Source organism: Gordonia tangerina, assembly GCF_021556435.1.
In the GTDB taxonomy this organism is placed as follows: Bacteria; Actinomycetota; Actinomycetes; order Mycobacteriales; family Mycobacteriaceae; genus Gordonia; species Gordonia tangerina.
The window spans coordinates 96837-122103 of record NZ_JAKGCU010000014.1 but is presented as its reverse complement, the minus strand read 5'-3'; the positions used below and the strand labels follow the sequence as shown (position 1 = coordinate 122103).

24 protein-coding genes are annotated in these 25267 nt (G+C 67.7%); 3 read left to right on the top strand and 21 right to left on the bottom strand.

Annotated features, from left to right (window positions below; translation table 11 throughout):
• Window positions 1-76: 76 nt before the first annotated feature.
• The 4 genes from L1892_RS15450 to L1892_RS15435 all read right to left on the bottom strand — a co-directional run bounded on the left by L1892_RS15450 (window position 77) and on the right by L1892_RS15435 (window position 5040).
• Window positions 77-1585, bottom strand: a complete 1509-nt coding sequence (locus tag L1892_RS15450; RefSeq protein WP_235724494.1) for an aldehyde dehydrogenase family protein — start codon at window positions 1583-1585, stop codon at window positions 77-79.
• Between the two features lie 183 nt (window positions 1586-1768).
• Entirely contained in the window at window positions 1769-2926 is a 1158-nt protein-coding gene (locus tag L1892_RS15445) for an acetyl-CoA C-acetyltransferase (protein ID WP_235724493.1), read from the bottom strand.
• Between the two features lie 21 nt (window positions 2927-2947).
• Window positions 2948-3775 (bottom strand): SDR family oxidoreductase, encoded by an 828-nt coding sequence (locus tag L1892_RS15440; protein WP_235724492.1) that lies wholly within the window; start codon window positions 3773-3775, stop codon window positions 2948-2950.
• Entirely contained in the window at window positions 3772-5040 is a 1269-nt protein-coding gene (locus L1892_RS15435) for an acyl-CoA dehydrogenase family protein (protein WP_235724491.1), read from the bottom strand. The genes L1892_RS15440 and L1892_RS15435 overlap by 4 nt, the downstream gene beginning before the upstream one ends.
• 42 nt (window positions 5041-5082) lie before the next feature.
• Between L1892_RS15435 and L1892_RS15430 the strand changes: the two genes are divergently transcribed.
• Together L1892_RS15430 and L1892_RS15425 are read left to right on the top strand one after the other, a co-directional pair.
• A complete protein-coding gene (locus tag L1892_RS15430) occupies window positions 5083-6651 on the top strand; it encodes a FadD3 family acyl-CoA ligase (RefSeq protein WP_235724490.1) in 1569 nt (522 codons plus the stop codon).
• A 222-nt stretch (window positions 6652-6873) separates the two neighbouring features.
• Window positions 6874-7026 carry a hypothetical protein gene (locus tag L1892_RS15425; protein ID WP_235724489.1) on the top strand — a complete coding sequence of 51 codons (153 nt, stop codon included), beginning with the start codon at window positions 6874-6876 and terminating at the stop codon, window positions 7024-7026.
• A gap of 58 nt (window positions 7027-7084) precedes the next feature.
• On the opposite strand, the gene lysS is transcribed toward L1892_RS15425, so the two are convergent.
• From lysS to hpt, 14 genes are all read right to left on the bottom strand, one after another.
• Window positions 7085-8629, bottom strand: a complete 1545-nt coding sequence (lysS, locus tag L1892_RS15420) for a lysine--tRNA ligase (protein WP_235724488.1) — start codon at window positions 8627-8629, stop codon at window positions 7085-7087.
• Between the two features lie 65 nt (window positions 8630-8694).
• Window positions 8695-9117: a rhodanese-like domain-containing protein gene (locus L1892_RS15415; RefSeq protein ID WP_235724487.1), complete on the bottom strand. Its 423-nt coding sequence runs from the start codon at window positions 9115-9117 to the stop codon at window positions 8695-8697.
• Window positions 9118-9470: 353 nt separating this feature from the next.
• Window positions 9471-10274 (bottom strand): type III pantothenate kinase, encoded by an 804-nt coding sequence (locus tag L1892_RS15410; RefSeq protein WP_235724486.1) that lies wholly within the window; start codon window positions 10272-10274, stop codon window positions 9471-9473.
• A gap of 8 nt (window positions 10275-10282) precedes the next feature.
• The gene (panD, locus tag L1892_RS15405) at window positions 10283-10708 is read right to left on the bottom strand and encodes an aspartate 1-decarboxylase (protein ID WP_235724485.1); all 426 of its coding nucleotides are present in this window, start codon (window positions 10706-10708) and stop codon (window positions 10283-10285) included.
• Window positions 10709-10738: 30 nt separating this feature from the next.
• A complete protein-coding gene (gene panC, locus L1892_RS15400; RefSeq protein ID WP_235724484.1) occupies window positions 10739-11656 on the bottom strand; it encodes a pantoate--beta-alanine ligase in 918 nt (305 codons plus the stop codon).
• Entirely contained in the window at window positions 11653-12654 is a 1002-nt protein-coding gene (locus L1892_RS15395; RefSeq protein ID WP_235724483.1) for a Rossmann-like and DUF2520 domain-containing protein, read from the bottom strand. Before L1892_RS15395 ends, panC begins: the two co-directional genes overlap by 4 nt.
• A 143-nt stretch (window positions 12655-12797) precedes the next feature.
• Window positions 12798-13988 carry a DUF6779 domain-containing protein gene (locus L1892_RS15390; RefSeq protein ID WP_235724482.1) on the bottom strand — a complete coding sequence of 397 codons (1191 nt, stop codon included), beginning with the start codon at window positions 13986-13988 and terminating at the stop codon, window positions 12798-12800.
• An 83-nt stretch (window positions 13989-14071) separates the two neighbouring features.
• Complete coding sequence (locus L1892_RS15385; protein ID WP_235724481.1) at window positions 14072-14599, bottom strand: DUF3180 domain-containing protein; 528 nt, start codon at window positions 14597-14599, stop codon at window positions 14072-14074.
• Complete coding sequence (folK, locus tag L1892_RS15380) at window positions 14596-15123, bottom strand: 2-amino-4-hydroxy-6-hydroxymethyldihydropteridine diphosphokinase (protein ID WP_235724480.1); 528 nt, start codon at window positions 15121-15123, stop codon at window positions 14596-14598. Before folK ends, L1892_RS15385 begins: the two co-directional genes overlap by 4 nt.
• On the bottom strand, window positions 15123-15512 hold the full coding sequence (gene folB, locus L1892_RS15375) for a dihydroneopterin aldolase (protein WP_235724479.1): 390 nt from the start codon (window positions 15510-15512) through the stop codon (window positions 15123-15125). The genes folK and folB overlap by 1 nt, the downstream gene beginning before the upstream one ends.
• Window positions 15509-16432: a dihydropteroate synthase gene (gene folP, locus L1892_RS15370; protein ID WP_235724478.1), complete on the bottom strand. Its 924-nt coding sequence runs from the start codon at window positions 16430-16432 to the stop codon at window positions 15509-15511. The genes folB and folP overlap by 4 nt, the downstream gene beginning before the upstream one ends.
• A 17-nt stretch (window positions 16433-16449) precedes the next feature.
• On the bottom strand, window positions 16450-17088 hold the full coding sequence (folE, locus tag L1892_RS15365) for a GTP cyclohydrolase I FolE (RefSeq protein WP_372475106.1): 639 nt from the start codon (window positions 17086-17088) through the stop codon (window positions 16450-16452).
• 69 nt (window positions 17089-17157) lie between these two features.
• Entirely contained in the window at window positions 17158-19662 is a 2505-nt protein-coding gene (gene ftsH / locus L1892_RS15360) for an ATP-dependent zinc metalloprotease FtsH (protein ID WP_235724477.1), read from the bottom strand.
• A 191-nt stretch (window positions 19663-19853) separates the two neighbouring features.
• Window positions 19854-20465: a hypoxanthine phosphoribosyltransferase gene (hpt, locus tag L1892_RS15355; RefSeq protein WP_372475104.1), complete on the bottom strand. Its 612-nt coding sequence runs from the start codon at window positions 20463-20465 to the stop codon at window positions 19854-19856.
• A 378-nt stretch (window positions 20466-20843) separates the two neighbouring features.
• Here hpt and L1892_RS15350 point away from each other — a divergent pair, with 378 nt between their 5' ends.
• Window positions 20844-21572: a DUF8020 domain-containing protein gene (locus L1892_RS15350; RefSeq protein ID WP_235724476.1), complete on the top strand. Its 729-nt coding sequence runs from the start codon at window positions 20844-20846 to the stop codon at window positions 21570-21572.
• A 198-nt stretch (window positions 21573-21770) separates the two neighbouring features.
• Here the strand turns inward: L1892_RS15350 and tilS are convergent, their stop codons facing one another.
• From tilS to dacB, 3 genes are read right to left on the bottom strand one after another with little or no spacing between them, the layout of a single operon-like run.
• Window positions 21771-22781 (bottom strand): tRNA lysidine(34) synthetase TilS, encoded by a 1011-nt coding sequence (gene tilS / locus L1892_RS15345; RefSeq protein ID WP_235724475.1) that lies wholly within the window; start codon window positions 22779-22781, stop codon window positions 21771-21773.
• Complete coding sequence (locus L1892_RS15340) at window positions 22760-23836, bottom strand: Rv3626c family coenzyme F420 biosynthesis-associated protein (protein WP_235724474.1); 1077 nt, start codon at window positions 23834-23836, stop codon at window positions 22760-22762. Before L1892_RS15340 ends, tilS begins: the two co-directional genes overlap by 22 nt.
• The gene (gene dacB / locus L1892_RS15335; RefSeq protein ID WP_372475103.1) at window positions 23833-25236 is read right to left on the bottom strand and encodes a D-alanyl-D-alanine carboxypeptidase/D-alanyl-D-alanine endopeptidase; all 1404 of its coding nucleotides are present in this window, start codon (window positions 25234-25236) and stop codon (window positions 23833-23835) included. Before dacB ends, L1892_RS15340 begins: the two co-directional genes overlap by 4 nt.
• Between the last annotated feature and the right edge of the window lie 31 nt (window positions 25237-25267).

The following is a 25267-nucleotide window of genomic DNA, read 5'->3' as shown; positions in this document are numbered from 1 at the left end:
CTTGGCCGGGCCCGCGCGATGCGAACCCGGCCAAGCGAGCGACTCCCGGTGAGAAGTCCTGTGAGAGAAACTTACGTCAGCGCTTCTTGTTCTTCTTGATGGCCTTGCGGTTGAAGCGCGCCCACATCTTGAGCTGACCGTTGGTCATCTTCTTGTCCCGATTGGTGAACGGGGGCGACATCATCTCGGCGATCGAGACCGGGAGCGTCGACACCGTCACCGCGCGCGCGTGGCTGAACGTCTCGAAGCCCGTGCGGCCGTGGTAGGCGCCCATGCCGCTCTTGCCGACACCGCCGAACGGCAGTTCCAAGCTGAACAGATGCGTGGCGAAGTCGTTGGCGTTGACCGAACCGCTGCGGGTGCCGTCGATGAGCTTCTTGTAGTTCGCGTTGTCGTCGCCGGACCAGTACATCGTCAGCGGATGCGGGTGGCTGCTGATGTGGCTGATCGCCTCGGACAGCTCCCGGTACGGATACACCGTCAACACCGGACCGAAGACCTCGTCCTCCTCGATCTTCATGCCGGCCTTGACCCCGGTCAGCAGCGTCGGCGGGATCTTACGGGCCTCGGCGTCCGGCAATGATTCGCCGGCCGGGATGACCTGGTGCTTGGTGGCGCCCAGCTGTTCGGCATCCTCGATCAGACCGACGATGCGGGTGAAGTTCTTCTCGTTGATCGTCGAGGTGTACTCGGTATTCGACCGGATCGTCGGGAACTTCTCCTTCCACCGCGCGATCACCTTGTCGGTGAACTCGCCGAGCTTGGCCTCGGGGACGAACACATAGTCGGGGCACAGGCAGACCTGACCACCGTTGACCATGCGCGCGTCGGCCAAGAACTTCGCGGCTTTGTCGATGTCGGCGTCGGGGTCCACCACGGCCGGGTTCTTACCACCGAGTTCCAGGGTGACCGGGACCAGGTTCTTCGCGGCCTCCTGCGCGACCGACGAACCGACCTCCGGCGAACCGGTGAAGAACATGTGGTCGACCTTCAGTTTCGCGAAGTCCGACCCCGAGCCGTGCTTGCTGGTGATGACGGCGAGTTCTTCGATGGAGAAGTAGTCCGGCGCATGCTTGGCGATCACGTCGGTGGTGCGCGCGGTGACCGACGACGGACGCATCAGCACCCGGTTACCGGCGGCGAATGCCGAGCCGGCGGGCACGAAGGTCAGGTTCAGCGGGAAGTTCCACGGGCCCATGATGCCGACGACGCCGAGCGGGTCGTGGCGCAGTCGCTGCTTGAAGCCGGCCAGGCCCTGCCCCTTGGCGACATTGACCTCCTTCATCCACTTCTCGGCGTGCCGCCGCTGGTGGGTGAGGTCGATCATGCAGCCGACGATGTCGGTCGCCATCGACAGTTCACGGGGCCGCGATCCGAAGTCGGCCTCCAGGGCCGCCGCGATCTCCTCCGAGTTGTCCAGGAGCAGCGACGACAGGCGCGTGATGCGATCGATGCGGGTCTTCGCGTCCGGGATGCCGTCACGCAGGAACGCCGCGCGCTGGATCTCCAGCAGCTCGGTCATGGAGTGGGCTTCCGACGACACCCGGCCGGCGGCCGCGGTGTTCACCTCTGCTGGTTTGGTCATTGCGATCCTTCGTGTAGTGCCGGTCGACACGAGGGCTGTTTGAAACAATCCCCCGCACTTGTTCCAGCATACTATGCAGTGCGTCACAGCAGGATATACGACTACATGCGTAGTCAGAAGCCCCCGGCCGACGATGGTGGCCCCCGATCGCCGGCCCTCCAACAACCAGGCGACGGGGCGCAGTCAGCTCAGCCGCTCGACGATGGTCACGTTCGCGGTACCGCCGCCCTCACACATGGTCTGCAGACCGTAGCGACCACCCGACCGCTCGAGTTCGTTGAGCAGGGTGGCGAACAACTTGGCCCCGGTGGCACCCAGCGGGTGTCCGAGCGCGATGGCGCCGCCATTCGGATTGACCTTTGCCGGATCGGCGCCGGTCTCCTTCAGCCACGAGAGCACCACCGACGCGAACGCCTCGTTGATCTCGACCACGTCGATGTCGTCGATCGACAGGCCGGTCTTCTGCAGCGCGTAGGCGGTCGCCGGGATGGGCGCCGACAACATCATCACCGGGTCGTCGCCGCGCACGGACATGTGGTGGATGCGAGCGCGCGGCGTCAGCCCGTACTCCTTGAGCGCATTCTCCGAGACCACCAGGGTGGCCGACGCGCCGTCGGAGATCTGCGACGACACCGCCGCGGTCAGCCGCGAACCCTCGGCCAACGGGGCGAGCCCGGCCATCTTCTCCATCGACGTCTCGCGCGGGCACTCGTCGACGACGCAGTCCCCGAGCGCCGCGGTCTCGTTGTCGAAACGGCCCTCGGCGATCGCGGCACGAGCGCGCTCGTGGGACTGCAGCGCCCAGCGCTCCATGTCCTCGCGGGAGATGTCCCACTTGTTGGCCATCATGTCGGCGCCGTTGAACTGGGAGATCGCGGCATCGCCGAAGCGTTCGCGCCACCCTGCGGATTCTGCGGTAGGCGTGGTGAAGCCGAGTTCCTGGCCGGCGATCATGGCCTGCGAGATAGGGATCGCGCTCATGTTCTGCACACCGCCGGCGACCACGACGTCCTGTGTTCCGCTCATCACGCCCTGCGCGGCGAAGTGGATGGCCTGCTGCGACGACCCGCACTGCCGATCCACGGTGGTCCCCGGTATGGCGAGCGGGAGCCCCGCGGCCAGCCAGGCGGTGCGCGCGATGTTGCCGGCCTGCGGTCCGATGGCATCCACGCAACCGAAGACCACGTCGTCGACCACGTTCGGGTCGATCCCGGTGCGTTCGACGAGAGAGGTCAGCACGTGGGCACCCAGATCCGCCGGGTGGGTCTTGGCGAGCGAACCGTTGCGCTTGCCGACCGGGGTGCGGATGGCGTCGACGATGTAGGCCTGCGGTGTGGTCATGTCATGGCTCCTGTTCTGTGGTCAGGCACGCTGGCTGGAGATCGAGACGACCTCGCCGGTGAGATAGGTGGTGTAGTCGCTGGCGAGCATGGCGATGGTGGCGGCGACCTCCCAGACCTCGGCGGCCCGCCCGTACGCTTCCTTGGCAGCGAGTTCGTCGAGGAGTTCGTCGCTGGTCACCTTCGCCAGGAAGGGATGTTTGGCGATGGATGGCGCGATCGCGTTGATGCGGACACCGAAGTCGGCGGCCTCCACGGCCGAGCAGCGGGTCAGCGCCATCACGCCGGCCTTGGCCGCCGCATAGTGCGCCTGGCCGCGTTGGGCGCGCCAACCGAGTACCGATGCGTTGTTGACGATGACCCCGCCGTGATCGACGCCACGGAAGTAGCGCAGCGCCGCACGGGTGGCACGGAAGGTCCCGTTGAGCGTGATGTCGAGGACGCGGTCCCATTCCTCGTCGGTCATGTCGGCGACCGGTGTCTCGCCGCCGAGGCCGGCATTGTTGACCAGCACGTCGATGCGGCCGAGTTCGCCTGCCGCAGCCTCGATCAGCGCATCGACCTGCACGGATTCCTGGACGTTGCAGACGATCTGACCGACGGTGCGATCGGTGAACTCGGCCGCGAGCTTTTCCTGCGCCTCGCCGAGTCGGCGTTCGTGCCAATCGCTGATCACCACGTCGGCGCCTTCGAGCAGCGCGCGGCGCGCGGTGGCGAAGCCGATGCCGGTGCCGGCGGCGGCGGTCACCACGACTTTGCGGCCGAGGAGCAGTCCGTGTCCGGGTGTCTCGGCCGGCGGTGTTGCCAGCGGCGAACGGACGACGGATGGATCGACAGCGGTTTCTGTCACGATCGGGCCTCTCGCGGTAGGCCGAGCACGCGCTCGGCGATGATGTTGCGCTGCACCTCGTTCGAACCGCCATAGATGGTGTCGGCGCGGGTGAACAGGAACAGGCGTTGCCATTCGTCGAGTTCGACGTGATCGGGGTCGGTGATGTCGTTCTCGCTGCCTTCGGCGGTGTGGGTCGGGCCGATCAGCGACGGTGCCCCGATGATCGCCATCGCGAGTTCGCCGAGGTCGCGATGCCAGTTGGCCCACAACAGTTTCGACACCGAGGCGGCGCCGGCGCCGGAGACGATGTCGCCGGCGAGGGTGCGTTGGGCATTGGCGCGCATCACCTTCAAACCGATCCAGGCGCGCGTCAACCGTGAAGCGATCTCCGGGTTGTGGGCCGCTCCGTTGCGTCGTGCGATCTCGGCCAGGTTGCGCCATTCCCGCTCGAAGCCGACCTGCTGACCGAGGGTGGAGACACCCCGCTCGAACTGCAGCAGGCCCATCGCGACCTTCCAACCGTCACCCGGTTCGCCGACGATGAGGTCCGCCTCGGTCACCGCGTCGTCGAAGAACACCTCGTTGAATTCCGATGTACCCGTGAGCTGTTGGATGGGTCGGACGGTGACACCAGGCTGCTCGAGCGGTACCAGCAGGAAGCTCAGCCCGGCGTGCCGCGATGAGCCCTTCTCGGTCCGGGCGATGACGAAACACCACTGCGCGACGTGGGCCAGCGACGTCCAGATCTTCTGCCCGTTGATGACCCACCGCTCTCCGGCGTCGTCGAGCGCAGCGTTGGTCGAGACCCCGGCGAGGTCGGACCCGGCGCCGGGTTCGGAGTAGCCCTGCGCCCACAACTCGGTGACGTCGACGATGCCGGGCAGGAAGCGTCGCTTCTGCTCCTCGGTGCCGTACTCGATCAGGGTGGGCCCCAGGAGCTCTTCACCGAGGTGGTTGACGCGCGCCGGGGCGTCGGCGCGCGCGTACTCCTGATGGAAGATGATGCGCTGTTCCAACGTGGCACCCCGGCCTCCGTATCGGGCCGGCCAGCCGAGGCAGGTCCAGCCCGACCGAGCCAGATGACGATCCCATGCAAGTCGCTCGCTGAAGAACTCGTGCTCGCTGCCCGGACCGCCGCGCCCCTTGAGGTGTGCGAACTCGCCGACGAGGTTCTCGTCGAGCCAGGTCCGCACGGCACGAGCGAACTGTTCATCGGCATCTGGCACAGATTGCGCCCATTCGCCGAGGTCGACCGCCCGGTCGGCCAGGTTGATCGAGGTCATGGCCGCTAGCTTAGCGCACCAAGCAAGTGCTAGGTTGGGGGCATGGAGGCGATCCTGACGACCCCTGCTGCCCTGCGCAGGGCCGAACAGACCTGGCCGGCACGCACCGCCATCATCGACGACCAGTGGACATCGTCGGACACACCACATCTGGAATTGACCTGGTCACAATTCGCCCATCAGGTACGCACCTGCGCCGCCGCGCTGATCGCGTCGGGCATCGGCGCGGGTGATCGCGTCGCCATCTGGGCTCCGAACAGCTATCACTGGCCGATCGCCGCGCTCGGTGTGCAGTATGCGGGCGCGACGCTGGTGCCGCTGAACACCCGTTACACCGCCGGTGAGGCGATCGAGATCATCGAGCGTTCCGCCGCCCGCGCGGTGATCGTGTCCTCCGAGTTCCTGGGCGGCGATCACCTGGCCGACCTGATGCGCGATCACCGCGCCGCGATGCCCGACACCGTCGTCGGCGTGGTATTCGAGAACTCCTCCACCATTCCCGCCGGCGCCGTCGAGTGGACGGACTTTCTCGATCGCGCCACCCCGGAGACACGCGCAGAAGCCGAGAAACGCGCGGATTCCGTGGCCCCCGACGACATCTCCGACATACTGTTCACCTCTGGCACCACCGGCAAGTCCAAAGGTGTACTGGCCGAACACCAGCAGACGATCGCCGGTTCGCACGCGTGGGGCGCCAACGGCCGACTGAACGCCGACGACCGCTACCTGATGGTGAACCCGTACTTTCACACCTTCGGCTACAAGGCCGGCATCCTGCCGTGCACGCTGTTCGGTTCGACGATGCTGCCGCTGGCGGTGTACTCGCCGGCCGAGGCCATGAGGCTCGCCGCAACCCAGCGCGCCACCGTCTTCCCAGGGGCGCCCACCATCTTCCAGACGATCCTTGACGACCCGACGCGGGCCGAGCACGACCTGTCGTCGCTGCGGCTGGTGGTGACCGGCGCCGCGATCGTGCCGGTCGTCCTGATCGAGCGACTCCAGAGCGACCTCGGCGTCGACACCGTCATCACCGCATACGGACTGACCGAGGCCAGCGGGTTCGTGTCCACCTGCACTCCCGATGACGACGACGAGACCGTCGCCAATACCTGCGGCCGAGCGTTCGAGGGCATGGAGATCGCGTTGTCGGAGCAGGGTGAGGTGCTGGCACGCGGCACCATGGTGATGCGCGGCTACCTCGACGACCCGGCCGCGACGAAGGAGACGATCGACGACGACGGCTGGCTGCACACCGGCGACATCGGCACCATCGACGACCGTGGCAATCTGAAGATCACCGACCGCCTCAAGGACATGTACATCTGCGGAGGCTTCAACGTCTATCCCGCCGAGATCGAGCAGACCCTCGCACGACTGGACGGGATCACCGAATCCGCGGTGATCGGGGTGCCGGACGAACGCCTCGGCGAGGTCGGCCGCGCCTACGTGACCGTGCGCGACGGCACCGAGCTGGACGAGTCGTCGGTCATCGCCTACGCCAGGGAGCACCTGGCCAACTTCAAGGTGCCCCGATCGGTGGTGTTCGTCGAAGCCTTTCCGCGTAACGCGGCCGGCAAGATCCTCAAACGGCAACTACCCACACTCGCGTGACCACGCAGGCGGGGACGCAACGCAAACCACACGTGGAACTGACATCCACGGCGGTTACAACCTGTGTGGATGCCAGTTCTCCGTGTGGTTGCGATCCACAGACGTCGTTGCCGAGTATTGGCTAGGCAAACCTAACCCCACTGCCGGTCGGCAGATCGGTGTCCGATATTGTTCCGACCGTGCCGAATCGTGCACACCGACCTGGGCAGAAGGGCAAGTGACGTGGGAAGTACGGAATCAATTCTGGAGCTCGGCTATTGGCTGTCCGGCACCGATGTCTACAACAATGTGTGGCTGCCGATCTGGGATGTGATCGCGGGTACCCACAACGCGCTCTTCCCGTTCCTGCCGCCACTCTGGACCACCAACAGCTAGCCGGTCTCTGCGCGTCGGGGGTTGGTCACCGACGAACTCCCGACGCGCGACGGCAGGCTCACGAACGCGGCTTGACCAGCGGGAACAGGATCGTCTCGCGGATCCCGAGACCGGTCAGCGCCATCAGCAGGCGGTCGATGCCCATGCCGGTGCCGGCGGTCGGGGGCATACCGTACTCCATCGCGGCGAGGAACTCCTCGTCCAGACGCATCGCCTCATCGTCGCCGGCCGCGGCCAGCCGCGCCTGATCGACGAACCGCTCCCGTTGGATGACCGGGTCGACGAGCTCGGAATAGCCGGTGGCGAGTTCGAAGCCGCGCACATACAGGTCCCACTTCTCGACCACCCCCGCGACGGTGCGGTGCGCTCGCACCAGCGGCGATGTCTCGACCGGGAAGTCACGAACAAACACCGGCTGCGACAGATGTTGCCCCACCATGTGCTCCCAGAGCTCTTCGACGAGCTTGCCATGCCCGTAGCCCTTGTCCTTAGGGACCTCGAGTCCCACCCGATCGGCGATCGACAGCAGTTCGTCGACGCTGGTGCCGGCATCGCCGCTCATCGGGACGATCTCGCTCCCCAGCGCCTCCGACAGCGACGGGTACATCTGCAGCGACGTCCACTCCCCCGACAGGTCGTACTCGCTACCGTCGGCCATCGTCGGCGTCAGGGTGCCCAGCGCTCCCTGTGAGACCTCTTGCACCAGTTCGCGAGTCATCACCGCAGCGTCGTCGTAGGTGCCGTAGGCCTGATAGGTCTCCAGCATCGCGAACTCCGGCGAATGGGTGGAGTCGGCGCCCTCGTTGCGGAAGTTGCGGTTGATCTCGAAGACCCGCTCGATCCCGCCGACGATGCACCGCTTGAGGAACAGCTCCGGCGCGATCCGCAGATAGAGATCCATGTCGAAGGCGTTCGAATGCGTCACGAACGGACGGGCTGCGGCACCCCCGTGCAGCGTCTGCAGCATCGGGGTCTCGACCTCGAGAAAGTCTCTGCGGGACAACGCATTTCGCAGTTCGGACATCACCGCGATGCGGGTTCGCGCATTCGCTCGCGCCTCCGGCCGCATGATGAGGTCCACGTAGCGTTGCCGGACCCGGGTCTCCTCGTTCATCTCCTTGTGCGCGACGGGCAAGGGACGCAACGCCTTCGACGCCATCTCCCAGGAATCGGCCATCACCGACAACTCGCCGGTGCGTGAACTGATCACTTCGCCGTGCACGAAGACGATGTCACCGAGGTCCACATCGGCCTTCCATCGGGTCAGCGCCTCTTCGCCGACACCGTTGAAGCTGATCATCGCCTGCAACTGGGTACCGTCCCCCTCCTGCAGGGTGGCGAAACACAGCTTGCCCTTGTTGCGCAGGAAGATGATGCGGCCGGTCACCCCGACGATCTCGCCGGTCTCGGTGCCCGCCTCGAGGTCGGGATGGGCGGCCCGGATCTCCGACAGACTGTGTGTACGCGCGATGGAGACCGGGTAGGCCTCGCGCCCCTCGCCCAGGATGCGGTCGCGCTTCTCCCGACGGATCCGGAGTTGTTCCGGGGCGTTGTCGTCGGCAGTGTCTACGGGCGCGTTCTGCGTGGTCGGGGAGTTGCTCACCCCCGAGACCTTATCGGAATCAGGTGTCGCGCCCGTTGCCCGGTCGAGCAGCCCGCCGCGCCGGTTCAGTGGGCGGAGATCGCGGCGAGTTCCTGTTCGCTGATGGTGCCGGCGACATGCGCCCGGCGCAGGGCGCGGAACCCGCCGACCACGAACACCGCCCCGGCGATGCCGCGCGCCTGCAGATGCCAGGCCAGCCACTCGGCCTCGTGACCGTCGTCGCTGATCAGCAGCCAGCGGGCGTCGGTATGGGCCGAACGCAGGGACTCCGGCGTCCCCGGGGTGAGACGGGTGAGGAGTTCGGCGGCGTCGACGGCCAGCGCCCCGGAAAGCACACCGTCGGCCTGGCGTTTGCGCTGGCTACGGACGTCGACGGGTGTGTGGCCGGAGCGCACCAGCTTCTCGTAGTCGGCGGCCTGGGCCGACAGCGGCGTGGCGTCGGCGGACGTTGTGACAGTGGTGATGGGGGTACCGAGGACGGCGGTCATGTGAGGTCCTGAAAGTAATCGAGTGAGCGGGGGTCGTCGAAAAAGGGCGGCCGCAGATGCGGAACTCAGCCCTGACAACACTCCAGACAGCTCTTGATCACGGCGAAAAGTGTGCCACAGAATCACACTCTGCACCAGACCTGCACAGATCCGAGACGTGGTGGAAGTCGTCACCCCCGGCCCCTGAGACCCGGAGCCTGCGGAGGGTCGCACCCCGACCCCTGCGGAGAGTCGTCACGTAGGGCGGCTGACGCCTCGCTCTTCGCGCACCGACAGGCACCCACTCCGCTGATCGAGTAGCGACGAACGGAGTGAGGAGTGTATCGAGATCAGGTTCGGCGACAATCGGAACCTCAGCGCCGACGCTGCTGCTTTGACCGCTCGTACACCAGCCGCAACCCGTCGAGGGTCAGGTACGGGTGATGGGCGGTGAGCGTTTCGCATTCGTCGAACATCAACGGCGCCAGGAAGCCGGTGGCCACCACGGACACGTCGTCGCCGTCGAAGCCGGCGACGGTGTCACGCACGCGGTCCACCAGCGCGTCGACCTGACCGGCGAACCCGTACAGGATGCCCGACTGCAGCGCCTCGACGGTGTTCTTGCCCAGCACGCTGCGCGGGGGCATCAACTCCACCTTTCGCACCGTGACGGTGTGTTCGGAGAGCGCCTCTACCGCGAGGTTCACGCCGGGGGCGATGGCACCGCCGAGGAACTCCCCCTTCGCCGACACCGCATCCACCACGGTGGCGGTGCCGAAGGCCACCACGATGCACGGCGCCTTCGGATAATTGTGGTGGGCGGCAACACAGTTGGCGACACGGTCGGTGCCGACCTCTTTGGGGTTGTCCACCAGTAGCGGAACGCCGGTCCGCACACCGGGTTCCAGCAGAATGTGGTGATGGCCGTCGCCGAAGTAGCGCGGCACCATCACTCTCAGCTCACGCAGCAGCGACGGAACCGTGGACAGCGCCGCGACACCGGTCACCTGCTCGATGTCGGAGCCCAGCAGGCCGCGGATCAGCAGCGCGAGCTCGTCGGAGGTCAGGTTCGGCTCGGTGTGGATACGCCAGTCGCGCACCATTGTTGCGTGTTCGCCCGAGCCGGCGAAGACCCCGAGATGGATGTTGGTGTTCCCGATGTCGACGGTCAGCAGCATGGACGCGACTACACCGCGGTGTCGACGAGCTCGCGCGGGTCACGCAACCCTGAGCCGGCGGGCACACGGGCCGGGTCGTCGCCGGCCTCGAGGACACGGTTGCGGTCATCGACAAACACGACCGAGGGCGAGTACTCGCGCAGCTCCTGCTCGTTCAAGATGCCATAGGCGATGATGATCACCAGATCGTCGGGGTGTACGAGATGCGCTGCGGCGCCGTTGATGCCGATGACACCGGAGCCGCGTTCGCCGGCGATGACATAGGTCTCGAGGCGGGCACCGTTGTCGATGTCGACGATGGTGACCTGTTCACCCTCGAGCAGGTCGGCGGCGTCGAGGAGATCCTGGTCGATGGTCACCGATCCCACATAGTGCAGGTCGGCCTGGGTGACCCGGGCCCGGTGGATCTTCGACTTCATCATGGTGCGGAACATATGCGATTCCCTTCGGTGGGTGATCTGGTGTCAGTGGTGGATCTGTTCGGGGTCGCGGCCGGCGAAACCGGTGCCGATCGCGACGCCCACGTTGTCGATGAGGCGTGCCGCGCCGACCCGGGCGGCGACCAACAGCCGTCCGTCGCCGAGTTCGGGTGGTTCGCCGAGTTGACGGTCGGTGAGCGCGAGGTAGTCCACCTCGATCTCTGGGTTGGCGTCGAGCACCGACTGCGCAGCGGCGAGGATCGCGTCGCGTCCGCCGGCCGCGGCATGGGCACCGGCGACCAGCGCCGCCGACAACGTGGTCGCCAGCTCGCGTTGCTCCTCGTCGAGGTACCGGTTGCGCGACGACATCGCCAGACCGTCGCTCTCCCGCACCGTCGGCACGCCCACGACGTCGACGTCGAGGTTCAGGTCGTCGACCATCTGCTTGATCAGGACCAGCTGCTGGTAGTCCTTTTCCCCGAAGTACGCCGCATGCGGCGCGACGATGGTGAGCAGCTTGAGGACCACGGTGAGCATGCCGGCGAAATGGGTGGGCCGAGACGCGCCGTCGAGCACGGCGCCGGCCGAGCCCGGATGGACCATCGTGCGCTGCCCGTCGGGATACATGTCGGCGGCCGTGGGCGCGAACACCACCTCCACCCCGAGCGGCCGCAGCAACTCGCAGTCGGCGTCGAACGTGCGCGGGTAGGCATCGAGGTCCTCGTTGGCCCCGAACTGCAGCGGGTTGACGAAGATCGACACGATGACGACGGTATTGCCGCTGGCCTTCGCGGTCCGGACCAGTTCGAGGTGGCCGGCATGCAGTGCGCCCATGGTGGGCACCAGCGCCACCCGCTTGCCCGCGCGACGCAGCGCGGACGTGATCCGGTGCAGCGTCGCCGGATCCCGATGCACGGTGAGTTCGCCTGGCGTGTACGGCTTGTCGCCGAGGTCGGTGGTCATGTCGTCTCCAGCACGTCGATGAGTTCGGCGGGCGCAGCGGTGTGGGCTGCGGTCCGACGGGCGAGCACGCGGTAGGCCTCGGCGATGTCGGTGGCACCGGCGTCGTCGGCGGGCAGCCCCCGCAGCGCGCCGAGATGATCGGCGACGGCCTTTGCGTCGCCGCGGGCGACCGGCCCGGTCAACGCGCGCGGCCCGAGCTCCAACACGTTCTGCAGAGATGCCGTCACGAGGGGGCCCAGGATGCGTTCGGCGAGCATCGCGCCGCTGCCGTCGACGGTGGCCGCGGCCCGCCCGGCCTGGCCGGCGGGCCCGTCGATCGCGGCGTCGAGCGCGGCCACCGCGTCGGTGATGAGGGTGATCAGATGGTTGGCGCCGTGCGCCAACGCGGCGTGATAGAGCACGCGGTCGGCTTCGGCGATGCGCACCGGTTCGCCACCCATCTCCAGCACCAGCGCCTGCGCGATCGCATACCCGACCTCGTCGGCGGCGGTCACACCGAAACAGGCCTGCCGCAGCCGTGTGGTGTCGTCGGCGGTGCCGACAAAGGTCATCGCCGGGTGGATGGCGAGTGGCAGGGCGCCGAGTTCGGCGAGCGGCGCGAGTACGGCGACGCCGCTGGCTCCGGCCGTGTGCGCAACCAGCGTGTTGGGCCGCAGCGCCCCGCTGTGGGCGATCTCGTCGACCACGGCACCGAGCGCCGCATCGGGGACGGCCAGGATCAGCAGCTCCGACCGGGCGACCACCGACTGCAGGTCCATGACCTCGGATTCGGGGAGCCGGTCGGCGGCGCGGCGTCGGGAGGCCTCGGAACGGGCCACCACCGCGCCCACCACGTGACCGGCCTGTTCGAGAGCGGCACCGAGTGCGGTTCCGACTCGGCCGGCCGAGATCAATCCGACGGTCAGACGCGCAGGGGTGGGGAGATTGGAAACGCCGGACAGGTACGGGGCATCCCCGTGCAGCCCGGACGGGCCGAGATCATCGCTCGGTGAGGTCACCACTGTCCTCCGCTGAAAATGTTCCAGTCCCGGCTGAGCTCGGGTACCAGACGTTGCAGAGCAAGACTAGGCCCTCGACACCGCCCGGGGCCAACGCCTGTGACAGGCTTCACGTGATGACACGCGTCACGGCACGCGGTCGGTCAGTCCTCCCGACGCCGCCGACCACCGCCGGGCGCACCCGACTGACGCAGCTGGCTGAGCAGCTCGGAGACCGGCAGGCCGGCGGAGTGCGCACTCTCGCTGTCCTCGCCCCGCCGCCGACGACGCCCCTGCAGGGCCGGGTTCGACTCGTCGCCGCTGCCCTCGTGCCGTCCTATCGCAGCGAACGACGCCGACTCCGGCGACGGGTCGGGACGGGTGTTGCCCGGTGCGGGTTCGGCGGGGGCCGACTCCTCGTCGGCAGCCTCCGGGATATCGGTCCCGGCGTCGGCCGGCAGGTCGTCCACAGACTCTGGAGTAGCAGACTCGCGAGCAGCGGATGCCGGAGCCGCAGACTGGGCGGGCGGCCACTCGTCGGTCGGCGACTCGTCGACGTAGGCGTCGGCGGTCGCGGACGTCTCGGCGCCGGCCTCCTCGTCGGCGAGGACGGCATCCTGCACCTGATCGTCGGTGACGTCGGTGGGCACCTCGGTCGCGATGCGTCCGGAGATGGGCGCCTCATCGGTGATCACCGGGATCACCTCGGTCATCTCGTTCGGATCGACGTCGGCCGGGATACGCCGACCGGAGTCCGCGGCCGGGGCGGTGGTGGCGAAGTCCTGCGCGGCGCGCACACTGTCGTCGGTGGCGAAGTCCGCGCCGAAACCGGTTCCGCCCCCATATCCGGAGCCGTAGCCGCCGGGCTGACCGATCCCCGAGGCCAGCTCCCGCAACTTCTCACTCGGCAGTGCGACCCGCGGATCCGGCAACGACTCACCGAGCAGGGTCTCCAGACTCGACCGCAGCGCCAGCACCTGGGCCTTGAGTTCGGCGAGCTCCTCGTTGGACTCGGCGCTGACCTCTTTGCGGATCGTGGTCTCCACGTCGAGCTCGTACTGGCGCCGGGCCGCGATCTCGCGCTCGAGCTGCAGTTCGTACACCAGCCGCAGATCGCGACTCTTGGCCTCTGCACTCTCGGCCTGCCGACGGAATTTGGTCACCAGGATGGCGCCGATCACGGCCGCCCACAGCGCTGCGATCACCGCCAGCGATCCACTGATCGACAACTGATCGGTGAAGACCATCAGGATGCTGGCCACAATGGCGAGCACGATGAGCAGACCCAGCAGCCACTGTCCCACCGATCTTCCGGAGCGCCGCGGCTCCGTGGAACGGCCGTTCGAGGTCGTCATGATCGTGAACTTACCGCCTGACCGCACTGAAGTTGCCCAAGCACCGCGGAGAGTCACGAATCCCTCGGGTGCTATGGGCGAGGTCAAGCAGGCCCCGGATGCCCTTCGACAGCGTCATCGGTCGGGTCGTCGGGTGCACGACAACAATATTCGAGCCAGAGGGCGGCCGCCACCAACACAATGCCGCCGACGAGTCCGACGATCGCGCCGGGCCGGTCGTGCTGCGCGGCGGCGAGATCGTGTCGGGTCCACAGGAACACGAGCAACCCGGCCCACACCCCGACCGCGATGGCGCCCAGGATCGCCGACGATTTCGCCAGTGCGAACACCCGTGCCGCGGTCAGCGGATGCAACTGCCCGCGGGCGCGCCCGACATCACGCGAGGCGACCCGGGCGCGCACGATGAACGCGATCACCGCCTCGAGCGCGGCCAGGATGTACAGCACCAGGCCGGCCAGTAAGGGCATCGGCGGCAGGCTGCCGTAGTTGTAGCGAACCAGTATCCACGCCACGATCGCCACGACGACAGCGATGGCGGTCAGGTCTCGCACCCGGGTGGGGCCGAGCCCGGATTCCTGGTTCTCCTCCGGTGGACGTTTCGGTGCGGTCATCGCCGCCTCGGTGTGGGCAGTTCGTCGACCACCACGACTCCGGCGCGTTCGTCGGGGTCGAGTTCGGCGACGAGGTCGGCCACCGGCCGCTCGCCCTGCGCGGTCCACAGTGTGGCGTCGGGCTCGACGGCCAGCCACGGCACCAGCACGAAGGCGCGTTGGGCCGCACGGGGATGGGGCAGCGTCAGCGCGGGATCGGCGCTGGTTACGACGTGGCCGTCCCGGCTGACGGAGATCACGTCGACGTCCAGAGTTCTGGGCCCCCAACGCACCTCGCGGGTACGGTCGGCGGCCTGCTCGAGTTCGTGACAGATCTCGAGCCACTGCTCGGGGGAACGCTCGCCCTCCGCGATGATCGTCACGTTGAGAAAATCGTCCTGTGCAACGCCACCCCATGGCGCCGTGGAGTAGATCGGCGAGACGGCCACGAGGTCGTCGGCGAGACATTCGACCACACCGGCCAGGTGGGCCGTGCGGTCACCGATATTGGACCCGGCCGAGAGGACGACACGTGAATACGTCATCAACTCATCGACTTTCGGGAACTCATCGATTTCCGGGAGCGTCGCGTCACCACCGCGACGTCGGCGAACTGCAGCGGGATGGGCGCCGACGGCTTGTGCACCGTCACCTCGCAAGCAGCGATCCGCTCGTCGTCCATCAGCGCGTCGGCCACCTCACCGCCGACGGCCTCGATCAGGTTGCGCGGTTCGCCGGCCACGATGTCGTGAGCGCGTTGGGCGAGTGCACCGTAGTCGACGGTGTCGTCGAGGTCGTCGGAGGCAGCCGCCGCGGTCAGGTCGAGCCACAGGATGATGTCGAGGATGAAGTCCTGCCCGTCGCGGCGTTCGTGTTCGAAGACACCGTGGTTACCCCGGACGACGAGGCCACGCAGCTCGATGCGGTCGGTCATCGGCTGTTCCTCGCTCTGGTCGGACGTATCGGGTCGGCCGACCCGGCGTCGGTGGGTCGGCGGCGTCCGCCACGGCGCCAGGCGCTCGCGACGGCGATGGCATCGCGACTCTTGGCCACATCGTGCACACGGACCGCCCAGGCACCGTCGGCAGCGGCGAGGGTGGAGATGGCCGCGGTCGCGATCTCACGTCCCGCCGGTGGCCGGCTCTCGCCGTCGTCGGCCAGCAGGGTGCCCAGGAAGCGTTTGCGCGACGCCCCCACCAGCACCGGGAAACCGAGACCGACCAGGGTGGGCAGGGCGTGTAGCAGCGCCCAGTTGTGATCGGCGGTCTTGGCGAAGCCGAGGCCCGGATCGAGGATGATCCGATCGGCGTCGACACCGGCATCGACGGCCGCGTCGACCTGGGCCAGCAGTTCCCCGCTGACCTCGGCGACCACGTCGCGGTACCCGCCGGCGTCGTCGACGCCGTGGGTGAACGGTGCACCGGCATGAGCGGCGACCCGGTCGACCGGACGCCAATGCATCAGGATCCAGGGCAGGCCCGAGTCGGCCACCACCCGCGCCATGTCGGCGTCGGCGCGTCCGCCGGAAACGTCGTTGATGACGGTGACACCGGCGTCGATGGCGGCCTCGGCCACCGCGGCCCGCATGGTGTCCACCGACAGCGGCACACCGGCGTCGGCGAGGCCCTTGATGACCGGCGCGACCCGCGCCGCCTCCACCTCCGGGTCCACGCGGCTGGCGCCCGGTCGGGTGGATTCGCCGCCGACGTCGATGAGGTCGGCGCCCTGGGCGATCAGTTCATGCCCGTGGGCGATCGCCGCGTCGAGGTCGAGGTAGCGGCCGCCATCGGAGAACGAGTCCGCGGTGACGTTGATGACCCCCATCACGAGGGTGCGGTCGGCATCCAGACGCATCGGGTCGCGTGGGCCGCTCAGGTCCGCGAGATCAGGTCGAGTGCCTCGCCACGCGAGACGGCGCTGGTCTTGAACAACCCGCGCACCGCCGATGTGGTGGTGGTGGCACCCGGTTTGCGGATACCGCGCATCGCCATGCACAGGTGCTCGGCCTCGATCACCACGATCACCCCGCGCGGCTCGAGCCGCTTGACGATGGCGTCGGCGATCTGGCTGGTGAGACGTTCCTGGACTTGCGGACGCTTGGCGTACAGGTCGACGACCCGCGCCAGTTTGCTCAGCCCGGTCACCTGGCCACCTTCGCCGGGGATGTATCCGACGTGCGCGACGCCGTGGAACGAGACGAGGTGGTGTTCGCAGGTCGAGTACATCGGGATGTCCTTGACCAACACCAGTTCGTCGTGGTTCTCGTCGAAGATGGTGGCCAGCACTTCGCTGGGGTCGGTGTAGAGACCCGCGAACATCTCCCGGTAGGCGTTGGCGACGCGGGTGGGGGTGCGTTGCAGCCCCTCGCGGTCAGGGTCCTCGCCCACCGCGATCAGCAGTTCTCGGATCGCGGCCTCGGCGCGAGGCTGATCGAAGTGTCGCCCGCTCGGCGTGCGCGGGGCGAGTTCGTCGACCGCGCGATCCATGTCCTGCTGCTCACTGATGGTCATCGTGTCATCTGGTCCGTTCTGGGAACGTCGGTGCCGTCGGCGGGGTCTGACGCCTGGTGTCGCGGGTCGTTACCGGTATCCGGCACCGTTCGTGCCGGAGTCATCGGGTCCCCGGTCGTCTGGATTCCGGTCGGGAGACCCGTATCCGGCACCGTGGCCGTTGGTCCCGTTGGGGTACCCGTGTCCGTTCTGCTGCCCCTGGGGCTGCTGCCCCTGGCCACCACCGTGGTGGCCGGCACCCTGGTTGCCGGGGTAGCCGGGGTAGCCCTGGTTGCCGGGGTGGCCCTGGTTGCCGGGGTAGCCCTGGTCGCCGGGGTAGCCCTGACCGCCATAGCCGCCCGAGGACCCATTGGGGCCGCCCTGCGGAGCGTCCCGCGGCGGCCAGCCCGGTGCCGACCAGTCGCGCGGGGCGCCGTAGTCGGGCCGGGTGCCGTGGGTGGGTTGACCGGAGTAGCCACCCGACCCCTGATATCCACCCGATGAGCCACCGTAGGGCTGGCCGGGCGCGGACTGCGGCGGGTAGGACGGTGGATACGACTGGCCCGGTGTCGGATTCGGGTAGCCGGGTGCGGCACCCGGATGTCCGGGCGGACCGCCCGCGCCGACCGGTTCCGGAACCGGCTCGGGCGCCGGCGGCGGCCACGGCTCACCACGTTCGATCGCCATTTCACCCGGCGTCTTCACCGGCGGCTTGTCGCTCGGGGTGCGATCACCGAACTCGTTGAAGGTGGTGATGCGCGGACGCTTGTGCACCTCGGCGAAGATCCCCTCGAGGTCCTTGCGGGTGAGCGTTTCCTTCTCCAGCAGTTCCGAGGCGAGCACGTCGAGCGTGTCGCGGTACTCCGACAGGATGGCCCACGCCTCGGTGTGCGCGGCCTCGATCAGGCGGCGCACTTCTTCGTCGATCTCGCTGGCGATCTCGGCCGAGTACGACGCCTGATTGCCCATCGACCGGCCCAGGAACGGATCGCCCTGTTCCTGGCCGTAGTGCACGGCGCCGAGCTTTGCGCTCATGCCGTACTCGGTGACCATCGCACGCGCGATCTTGGTGGCCTGGTCGATATCGCTCGACGCACCCGTGGTGGGTTCGTGGAACACGAGTTCCTCGGCGGCCCGACCGCCCATCGCCATGACGAGACGCGCGATCATCTCCGAGCGCGTCATCAGGTCCTTGTCCTGCTCGGGCACCGCGAGAGCGTGGCCGCCGGTGCGGCCGCGGGCCAGGATGGTGACCTTGTAGATCGGGTCGAGGTCGGGCATCGCCCAGGCCGCCAGGGTGTGTCCGCCCTCGTGATAGGCGACGACCTTCTTCTCGTGCTCGCTGATGATGCGGCTCTTGCGGCGCGGGCCGCCGATGACGCGGTCCACGGCCTCTTCCAGCATCTCGGCGGTGATGGTGTCTTTGTGCTCGCGAGCGGCCAGCAGCGCCGCTTCGTTGACGACGTTGGCGAGGTCGGCGCCGGACATGCCGGGAGTGCGCTTGGCCAGTCCGTCGAGGTCGGCGTCGTCGTCGATCGGTTTGCCCTGCGCGTGCACCTTCAGGATCGCGCGGCGACCGGCGATGTCGGGATTGCCGACCGGGATCTGCCGGTCGAAGCGGCCCGGCCGCAGCAGCGCCGGGTCGAGGATGTCAGGGCGGTTGGTGGCGGCGATCAGGATGATGCCGGAGCGATCACCGAAGCCGTCCATCTCGACCAGCAGCTGGTTGAGCGTCTGCTCGCGCTCATCGTGGCCGCCGCCGAGGCCGGCACCACGCTGGCGACCGACGGCGTCGATCTCGTCGACGAAGATGATGCAGGGGCTGTTGTTCTTGGCCTGCTCGAACAGGTCACGCACGCGCGAGGCGCCGACACCGACGAACATCTCCACGAAGTCCGAACCGGAGATGGTGAAGAAGGGCACTCCGGCCTCGCCGGCGACGGCCCGGGCGAGCAGTGTCTTACCGGTTCCGGGCGGGCCGAACAGCAGCACACCCTTGGGGATCTTGGCCCCGAGCGCCTGATAGCGCGTCGGGTTCTGCAGGAAGTCCTTGATCTCGTAGAGCTCTTCGACCGCCTCGTCGGCGCCCGCGACGTCGGCGAAGGTGGTCTTGGGCATGTCCTTGGTGAGCTGCTTGGCCTTGGATTTACCGAAGCCCATCACGCCGCCGCGACCACCGCCCTGCATGCGGTTCATCACGAAGAAGAAGAGTCCGAACAGCAGCAGCATCGGCAGGATGAAGATCAGGATCTGCCAGAGCGCCGATTCCTCGGTCACGTTCGTCTGATAGGGCGCGCCGGTCTGGGTGACGGTGTTGAACACTTCGTCGCCGGCCGCGGCGGGATACTTGGCGCTGATCTTGGTGACGTCCTGGCCGTCGACCTGGATCGGGTTCTTCAACTCGATTCGCAGCGTCTGCTCGCGGTCATCGATGTCGATGCGGTCGGTGTTCTTCACGTTGAGCTGCGTCAACGCGACCGAGGTGTCCACGGACGAGTACTCGCGGCCGGAGTCACGCATCACGCTCCAACCCCAGAGGGCGAGCACGATCAACGCCACGATGGCGAGGTTGCGGAAGACTGACTTTCGGTTCATGCGTGTTGGTGGTGGTTCGGGCCGGTCTGGCTGTCCTGCCCGCGCCGTTCCCACTGTCCTTCCCGGTCGACGTCGCGGCTTGCCGCGCGTCGCGAGCGCAGCTGTCCGTATTTGTAGAGGCTACCGGTCAACGAACTTCCGGGGAAAACCGTTCCGCCCACCGTCCGCGGCTGCTCACCGCAGGTACACGGTCAGTTCTGGTACACCGTCGGGCGTAGCCGACCGATGAAGGGGAGATCGCGGTAGCGTTCGGCGAAATCGAGGCCGTAACCGACCACGAACTCGTTGGGGATGTCGAAGCCGACGTCGGCGACGTCGACAGGCGAACGCACCGCTTCGGGTTTGCGCAGCAGCGTGCACACCTCCAACGAGCGCGGCGAGCGGGTCGCGAGATTCTTCATCAGCCACGACAACGTGAGCCCGGAATCGATGATGTCCTCCACGATGAGCACGTCACGGCCGGTGATGTCGCGGTCGAGGTCCTTGAGGATGCGCACGACTCCCGACGACGAAGTCGACGACCCGTAACTCGAGACGGCCATGAACTCCATCTGCGACGGGATGCTCAGCGCCCGCGCGAAGTCGGTCATGAACATGACCGCACCCTTGAGCACCCCGATCAACACGAGGTCCTGCTCGATGTCGGCGTAGCGCGCCGCGACCGACTCGGCGAGCTCCTGGGTGCGGAGCTTGATCTGCTCCTCGGTGATGAGGATCGCCTCGATGTCGTCGCCGTAGGCGTGTGAGTTGTCGACAGGTGCGGCGTCGGCGGGTGTGGTGTCGGATCCGTGTGGGGACTGCACGCTTCCAGCTTGTCATGTCCCGGCCGGAGCACGCCCACGACCACCCGAATCCGCGCGCGAATCTCGGGTGGATTCGCTGTCGCCGGCGTGGCGTTGGTCAACCGTCCCAGTGGGCCTGGTAACGATGTAGGTCGTTCGTACGACATTTTTTGTGGGAACGGGATGTCGCGCATCACACTAAGATCACGAATGACAACATGATTCACACGCGACACACTTTTCTCCAGCCGTGAACAGATATTTGTGAAAGTGAAATTCGTCCGCAGACGCTGTGATTTCAGGGGGCCTGGTCATTTGTTCTGCGAACGAGATTCCTTCATGCAGCCTGCCCAGCCCCGACTCTCGTCGCGGAGTCGATGACCTGAAAGACACCACAATATGCATGCACACCCAGGCACCCGCACCCGCAGCCGCGGGCTTCGTCGCCACCTCCGCCTACTGACCGCCTTTTCCTTTGTCACCGTGGCGATTACGGCGTTCGCCGGGGTCGCGCAGGCCGCTCCGACCCAGCCCGCGCCGACGACGTACGACATTCATACGACAGCGACGTCGTTCTCCATCACCGTGCACAACGGCTCGATCAGCACCAATAACGGTGTGCTCGCCATTCGCAATAACGCCGGTGCGACCGCATTTCAGATGCCCCTGAACTATCGCAAGGAATATCTGCAATTCCCCATCGATGCCCGGACCTCGGGAAATAGCGCCACGCTGATACCTTCCCGTGACGTTGCGCGGGCCGTTCCGGTCAATCCGGCCGAGGTGGAGCGGCTGCGGGTGGAGGCTGCCAAGCAGCAGAAGGCGGCCGGCCCGCAGACGAAGCAGGAGCGGGATGACGAGGCGCTGGCCCGGTTCAATCAGGAGTTGAGTGCTGGTCTGTCGATCTCGTCACTGGTCGGGACTGTGCTGGGTGCGATCGTAGGTGGCGTCATCGGTTGCCTCACGGGACTGATCGCGGCAATCGTCGGGTGCCTCCCCGCGATCCCGCTGGGCGCGAGTCTCGGTGGAATCGTCGGCCTCAGCCTCGGCGGCGGCGGCTCGCTGATCTACTCCGCAATCAACTACTTCAACACCATCAACTCCCCGTTCGTCCCACCCAAGAAGTGACACGCTGACGCTTCACCCCGACGGTCCGCCTCAGTGATCGACGAGGCGGACCGTCACTTGAGTCTGCGATGTTGGCCTGCCGTGGTCGCGAACTTCTGGCCGCAGTTCCCGCTTCCGGCTTGGAGCCGCACCTGCGGCCAGAACCCACAACTGCAGCCAGAACTTATTGGCCCACCGCCCGCGGCGGCGCGGCGCACGTCAGCGGGGGTGGCGGGTGAGGTGTAGCCGCGTTCCGGTGCGGGTGGCGACGAGGCGCGCGGTGGGGTCGCCGCCGATCGCGACCTGCGCTCGGGAGGTGGGATCGCACACCAGCGAGTCGACGGCGACGATAACCCGATAAGTGGGCTCGGTGGCGCCGACGTCGAGCAGCCAGCGACGCACCGCCCGGGTACGCAACGCCGCCGGAGCGTCGGCGAGGACCGCAGCGTCGAGTACTGCAGCACCGAGTTCTGAGATGTCGACTCCTGGGATGTCGGCTCCTGGGATGTCACAGTCTGCACCGATGACCGCCCGGTCATACAGGTCGTCGGCGAGTGCGTCGAGAGCGTCGTTGTCGTCCCGCAGCGACGCCGCCGTCCGGCCCAGCGCGTCGACGACCCCGCCGTGCAGCACGTCGTCGAGCAGTGGCAGCACCTCGGACCGCACACGAACCCGGGTGAAGCGGGGATCGCGGTTGTGCGGGTCGTGATGCGGGCGCAGTCCGAGCTCGGCGCAGGCGGCCAGTGTCTGGGTTCGACGAACACCCAGCAACGGCCGGCCCCACGGCGGATTCCATGGCCGCATGCCGGCGATCGATCGCGTCCCCGATCCCCGCGCGAGGCCGAGCAGCACCGTCTCGGCCTGGTCGTCGGCAGTATGCGCCAGCAGGACGGGCCGGCCGGCGCGGGCGCCGTCGAGTGCGGCGTAGCGAGCGGTGCGCGCGGCCGCTTCCATCCCGCCCGCGGAGCCCACGCGGGCCGCAAGCACGGTCGCCTCGGCCCCCAGCCGCCGTGCGGCATCGACTGCCTCGGACGCAACGGCGTCCGATCCCGCCTGCAGACCATGGTCGACGACCAGCGCGCGCACCCGCAGACCAGCACGCACCGCGCACGCCATCAACGCCAACGAGTCCGGTCCGCCGGACAGCCCGACGCACACCTCGTCGCCGACGCCCGGGTACGCAGCTGCGAATTCGGCGACTGCGCGGGTTACAGCACCCGTTGCATCCACAGGCGCGGTTCGTCGATCTCGTTCGGTCGCGGCATCGTCTCCGGCGAGGTCCAGATGGTGTTGAACTGTTCCATCCCGACTGCGCCGACCACTTCGTCGACGAACGCCTTGCCCCGGATGTACTGCGCCAGTTTGGCGTCCATGCCGATGAGAGCCCGGATGATGCGCTGGATCGGGTTGCGGGGCGCGGTGCGTCGTTTGTCGAAGGCCGCGCGGATATTCGCGACGGTCGGCACGTGCACGGGGCCGACGGCATCCATCACGTGATCGGCGTGGCCCTCGAGCAGGGTGCCGAGCATCATCATGCGGTTGAACGCCTCGTACTGTTCGGGCGTCTGCAGCAACTGCATCGCGCCGAGCACGCCCTTTTCGCGGGGTTTGTCGCCACGCAATGTCTCGGTGATTCTGCCGATGATCTCGCCGGTCGATTCCCCCGCATCCGAGGTGAGGATCTCCAGATTGTCGATCATGTACTGGCGCAACCACGGGTTGGCGGAGAACTGCACCCGATGGGTCACCTCGTGCAGGCACACCCACAACCGGAAGTCGCTGGGCACAACCTTCAGGGACCGTTCGACGGCGATGATGTTGGGTGCCACCACCATGAGCACGCCGGGGTCACCGGTGTCGGGGTCGGGGGTGAACGGGTCGTACTGCCCGAGGATGGCGCCGGACAGGAAGGCGAGCAGCCCGCCCGCCTGCACTCCCCCGGCCTTCGCGGAGAGTCCGGCGAGTCCAGAGGTGTCGGCCTCACCGCTGACGCCGAGCATCGACTGCATCGAACGGGAGGCGGCGTCGACCCATTGCTTGCGGTCGAGGATACGGGTGGTGGGCACCCGCAGGCCGTCGGCCAGACCGGTCACTTCACGGACCGGCGCCTCGGCGCGGGTGGCCGCATCGGCCAGTTCGGCATGGGCGGCGTCGAGCGTGTAGGCGGTGGTCTTGGGTCCCGGTCGGGCCAGTCGTCGTCCGGTGGCAGCGGCCAGGCCCCAATCGATCCGGGCACCGATCGACTCGGCGTCGACCTGGTCGAGAGTCGTGTCGTTGCTGTTCATCGGCACCCACATTCCCTCAGCGCGCCGGCCACGTCGTCGAGCGCGGGCCGTGCATCGGCCGGGGACGTGCCTCCTGACATGAGCGCGAACGCCAGCACCCGGCCGTCGATCGTCTGGACTATCCCCGTCAACGAACTCACCCCGGTGAGGGTTCCCGTCTTCGCGCGTACCCATCCGGCGCCGGGATTGGTGTCCGGGTCGAAGCGGTCGGTCAGGGTGCCGGTGCCGCCGGCCACCGGCAGTCCGTCGAGCAACGACCGCATCAGCGGCTGCGACGGCCCGGCCGCCGCGCCCATCAGGGTGTCCAACACTCCGGCCGGCACCCGATTGGCGTACGACAGCCCCGACGCGTCGCGCAGGGTCACCGCCGACATGTCGAAGCCATGCCGGCTCAGCGAGCTCTCGATGGCGGCCACTCCGCCGGCGAGGCTCGCCGGGCCGCCCTGCGCGGTCGACAGTTCGACCGACAGCGTCTCGGCGAGCACGTTGTCGCTGAAGCGCATCATGTCGTTGACGCGCGTCACCAGCGGCGCCGACTGCACCTGCGCGATCACCTGTCCGCCGGTGGGCACGGTCTGCTCGGTGACGGGGGCGTCGACGCCGAGCGCCGCGGCCAGCGACTCCCCGGCGATGATGGCGGGGTCGGCGACGCGCGGCGAGTACTCGTCGAGCGGTTCTATGCGGGCGCCGTCGGCCATCAGCGATTCGATGGGCGCGATGTCGCCGCCGGCGATGTCACCGTCGTCCCAGGTGCTCTCCATCGACGGCCCGGTGTAGGCACTGGTGTCGACGGCCACCGAGGTGACGTCGATACCGGCCTTGCGGATCTGCGCGGCGAGGTCGGCGATGCGGGGGGCGCGCGTGTAGAAGGTGTCCGCGCCGGTCGGCTGCGCCGACAGGGTGGGATCGCCTGCGCCCTTCAGGATCACCTGTCCGCCGGGGCCGGCGACGACCGTGGTGGTGATCCGCTGATCGTGTGGCAGATCCAACAGTGCCGCGGCGGCGGTGAGGATCTTGGCGTTCGACGCCGGAACCCGCGGCTCGGTTGGCGAGTCCGACCAGAGCTGCTGCCCGGTGAGCGCATCGCTGATCTCCCCGGTGAACTCACCCAGAGCCGGGTCGGTGACCGCCTCTTCGATGGCCTGCCGCACCCCGGCGGGAGTGGGTTCGGGCGCGTTCGGCGGGACCGGGTTGATCTGCGGGTTCACCGCGATGGCGGCCGGCTGCGGCGGGATGCCGGGTGGCAGTTCCTCGGACGAGTCGATCTGCAGGGCGACGGCGACGGCGCCACCACCGATGAGGGCCAGGATGACCACCGAGATCAGCGCCCACAGCACTCCTCGACGCGACCGCAGCGAACGACCCGACCTGCTGTCGGGCCTCGTCGATCCGAGCCGCACGCTCCGCCACCTCCGGTGATCGCCGTGGGGG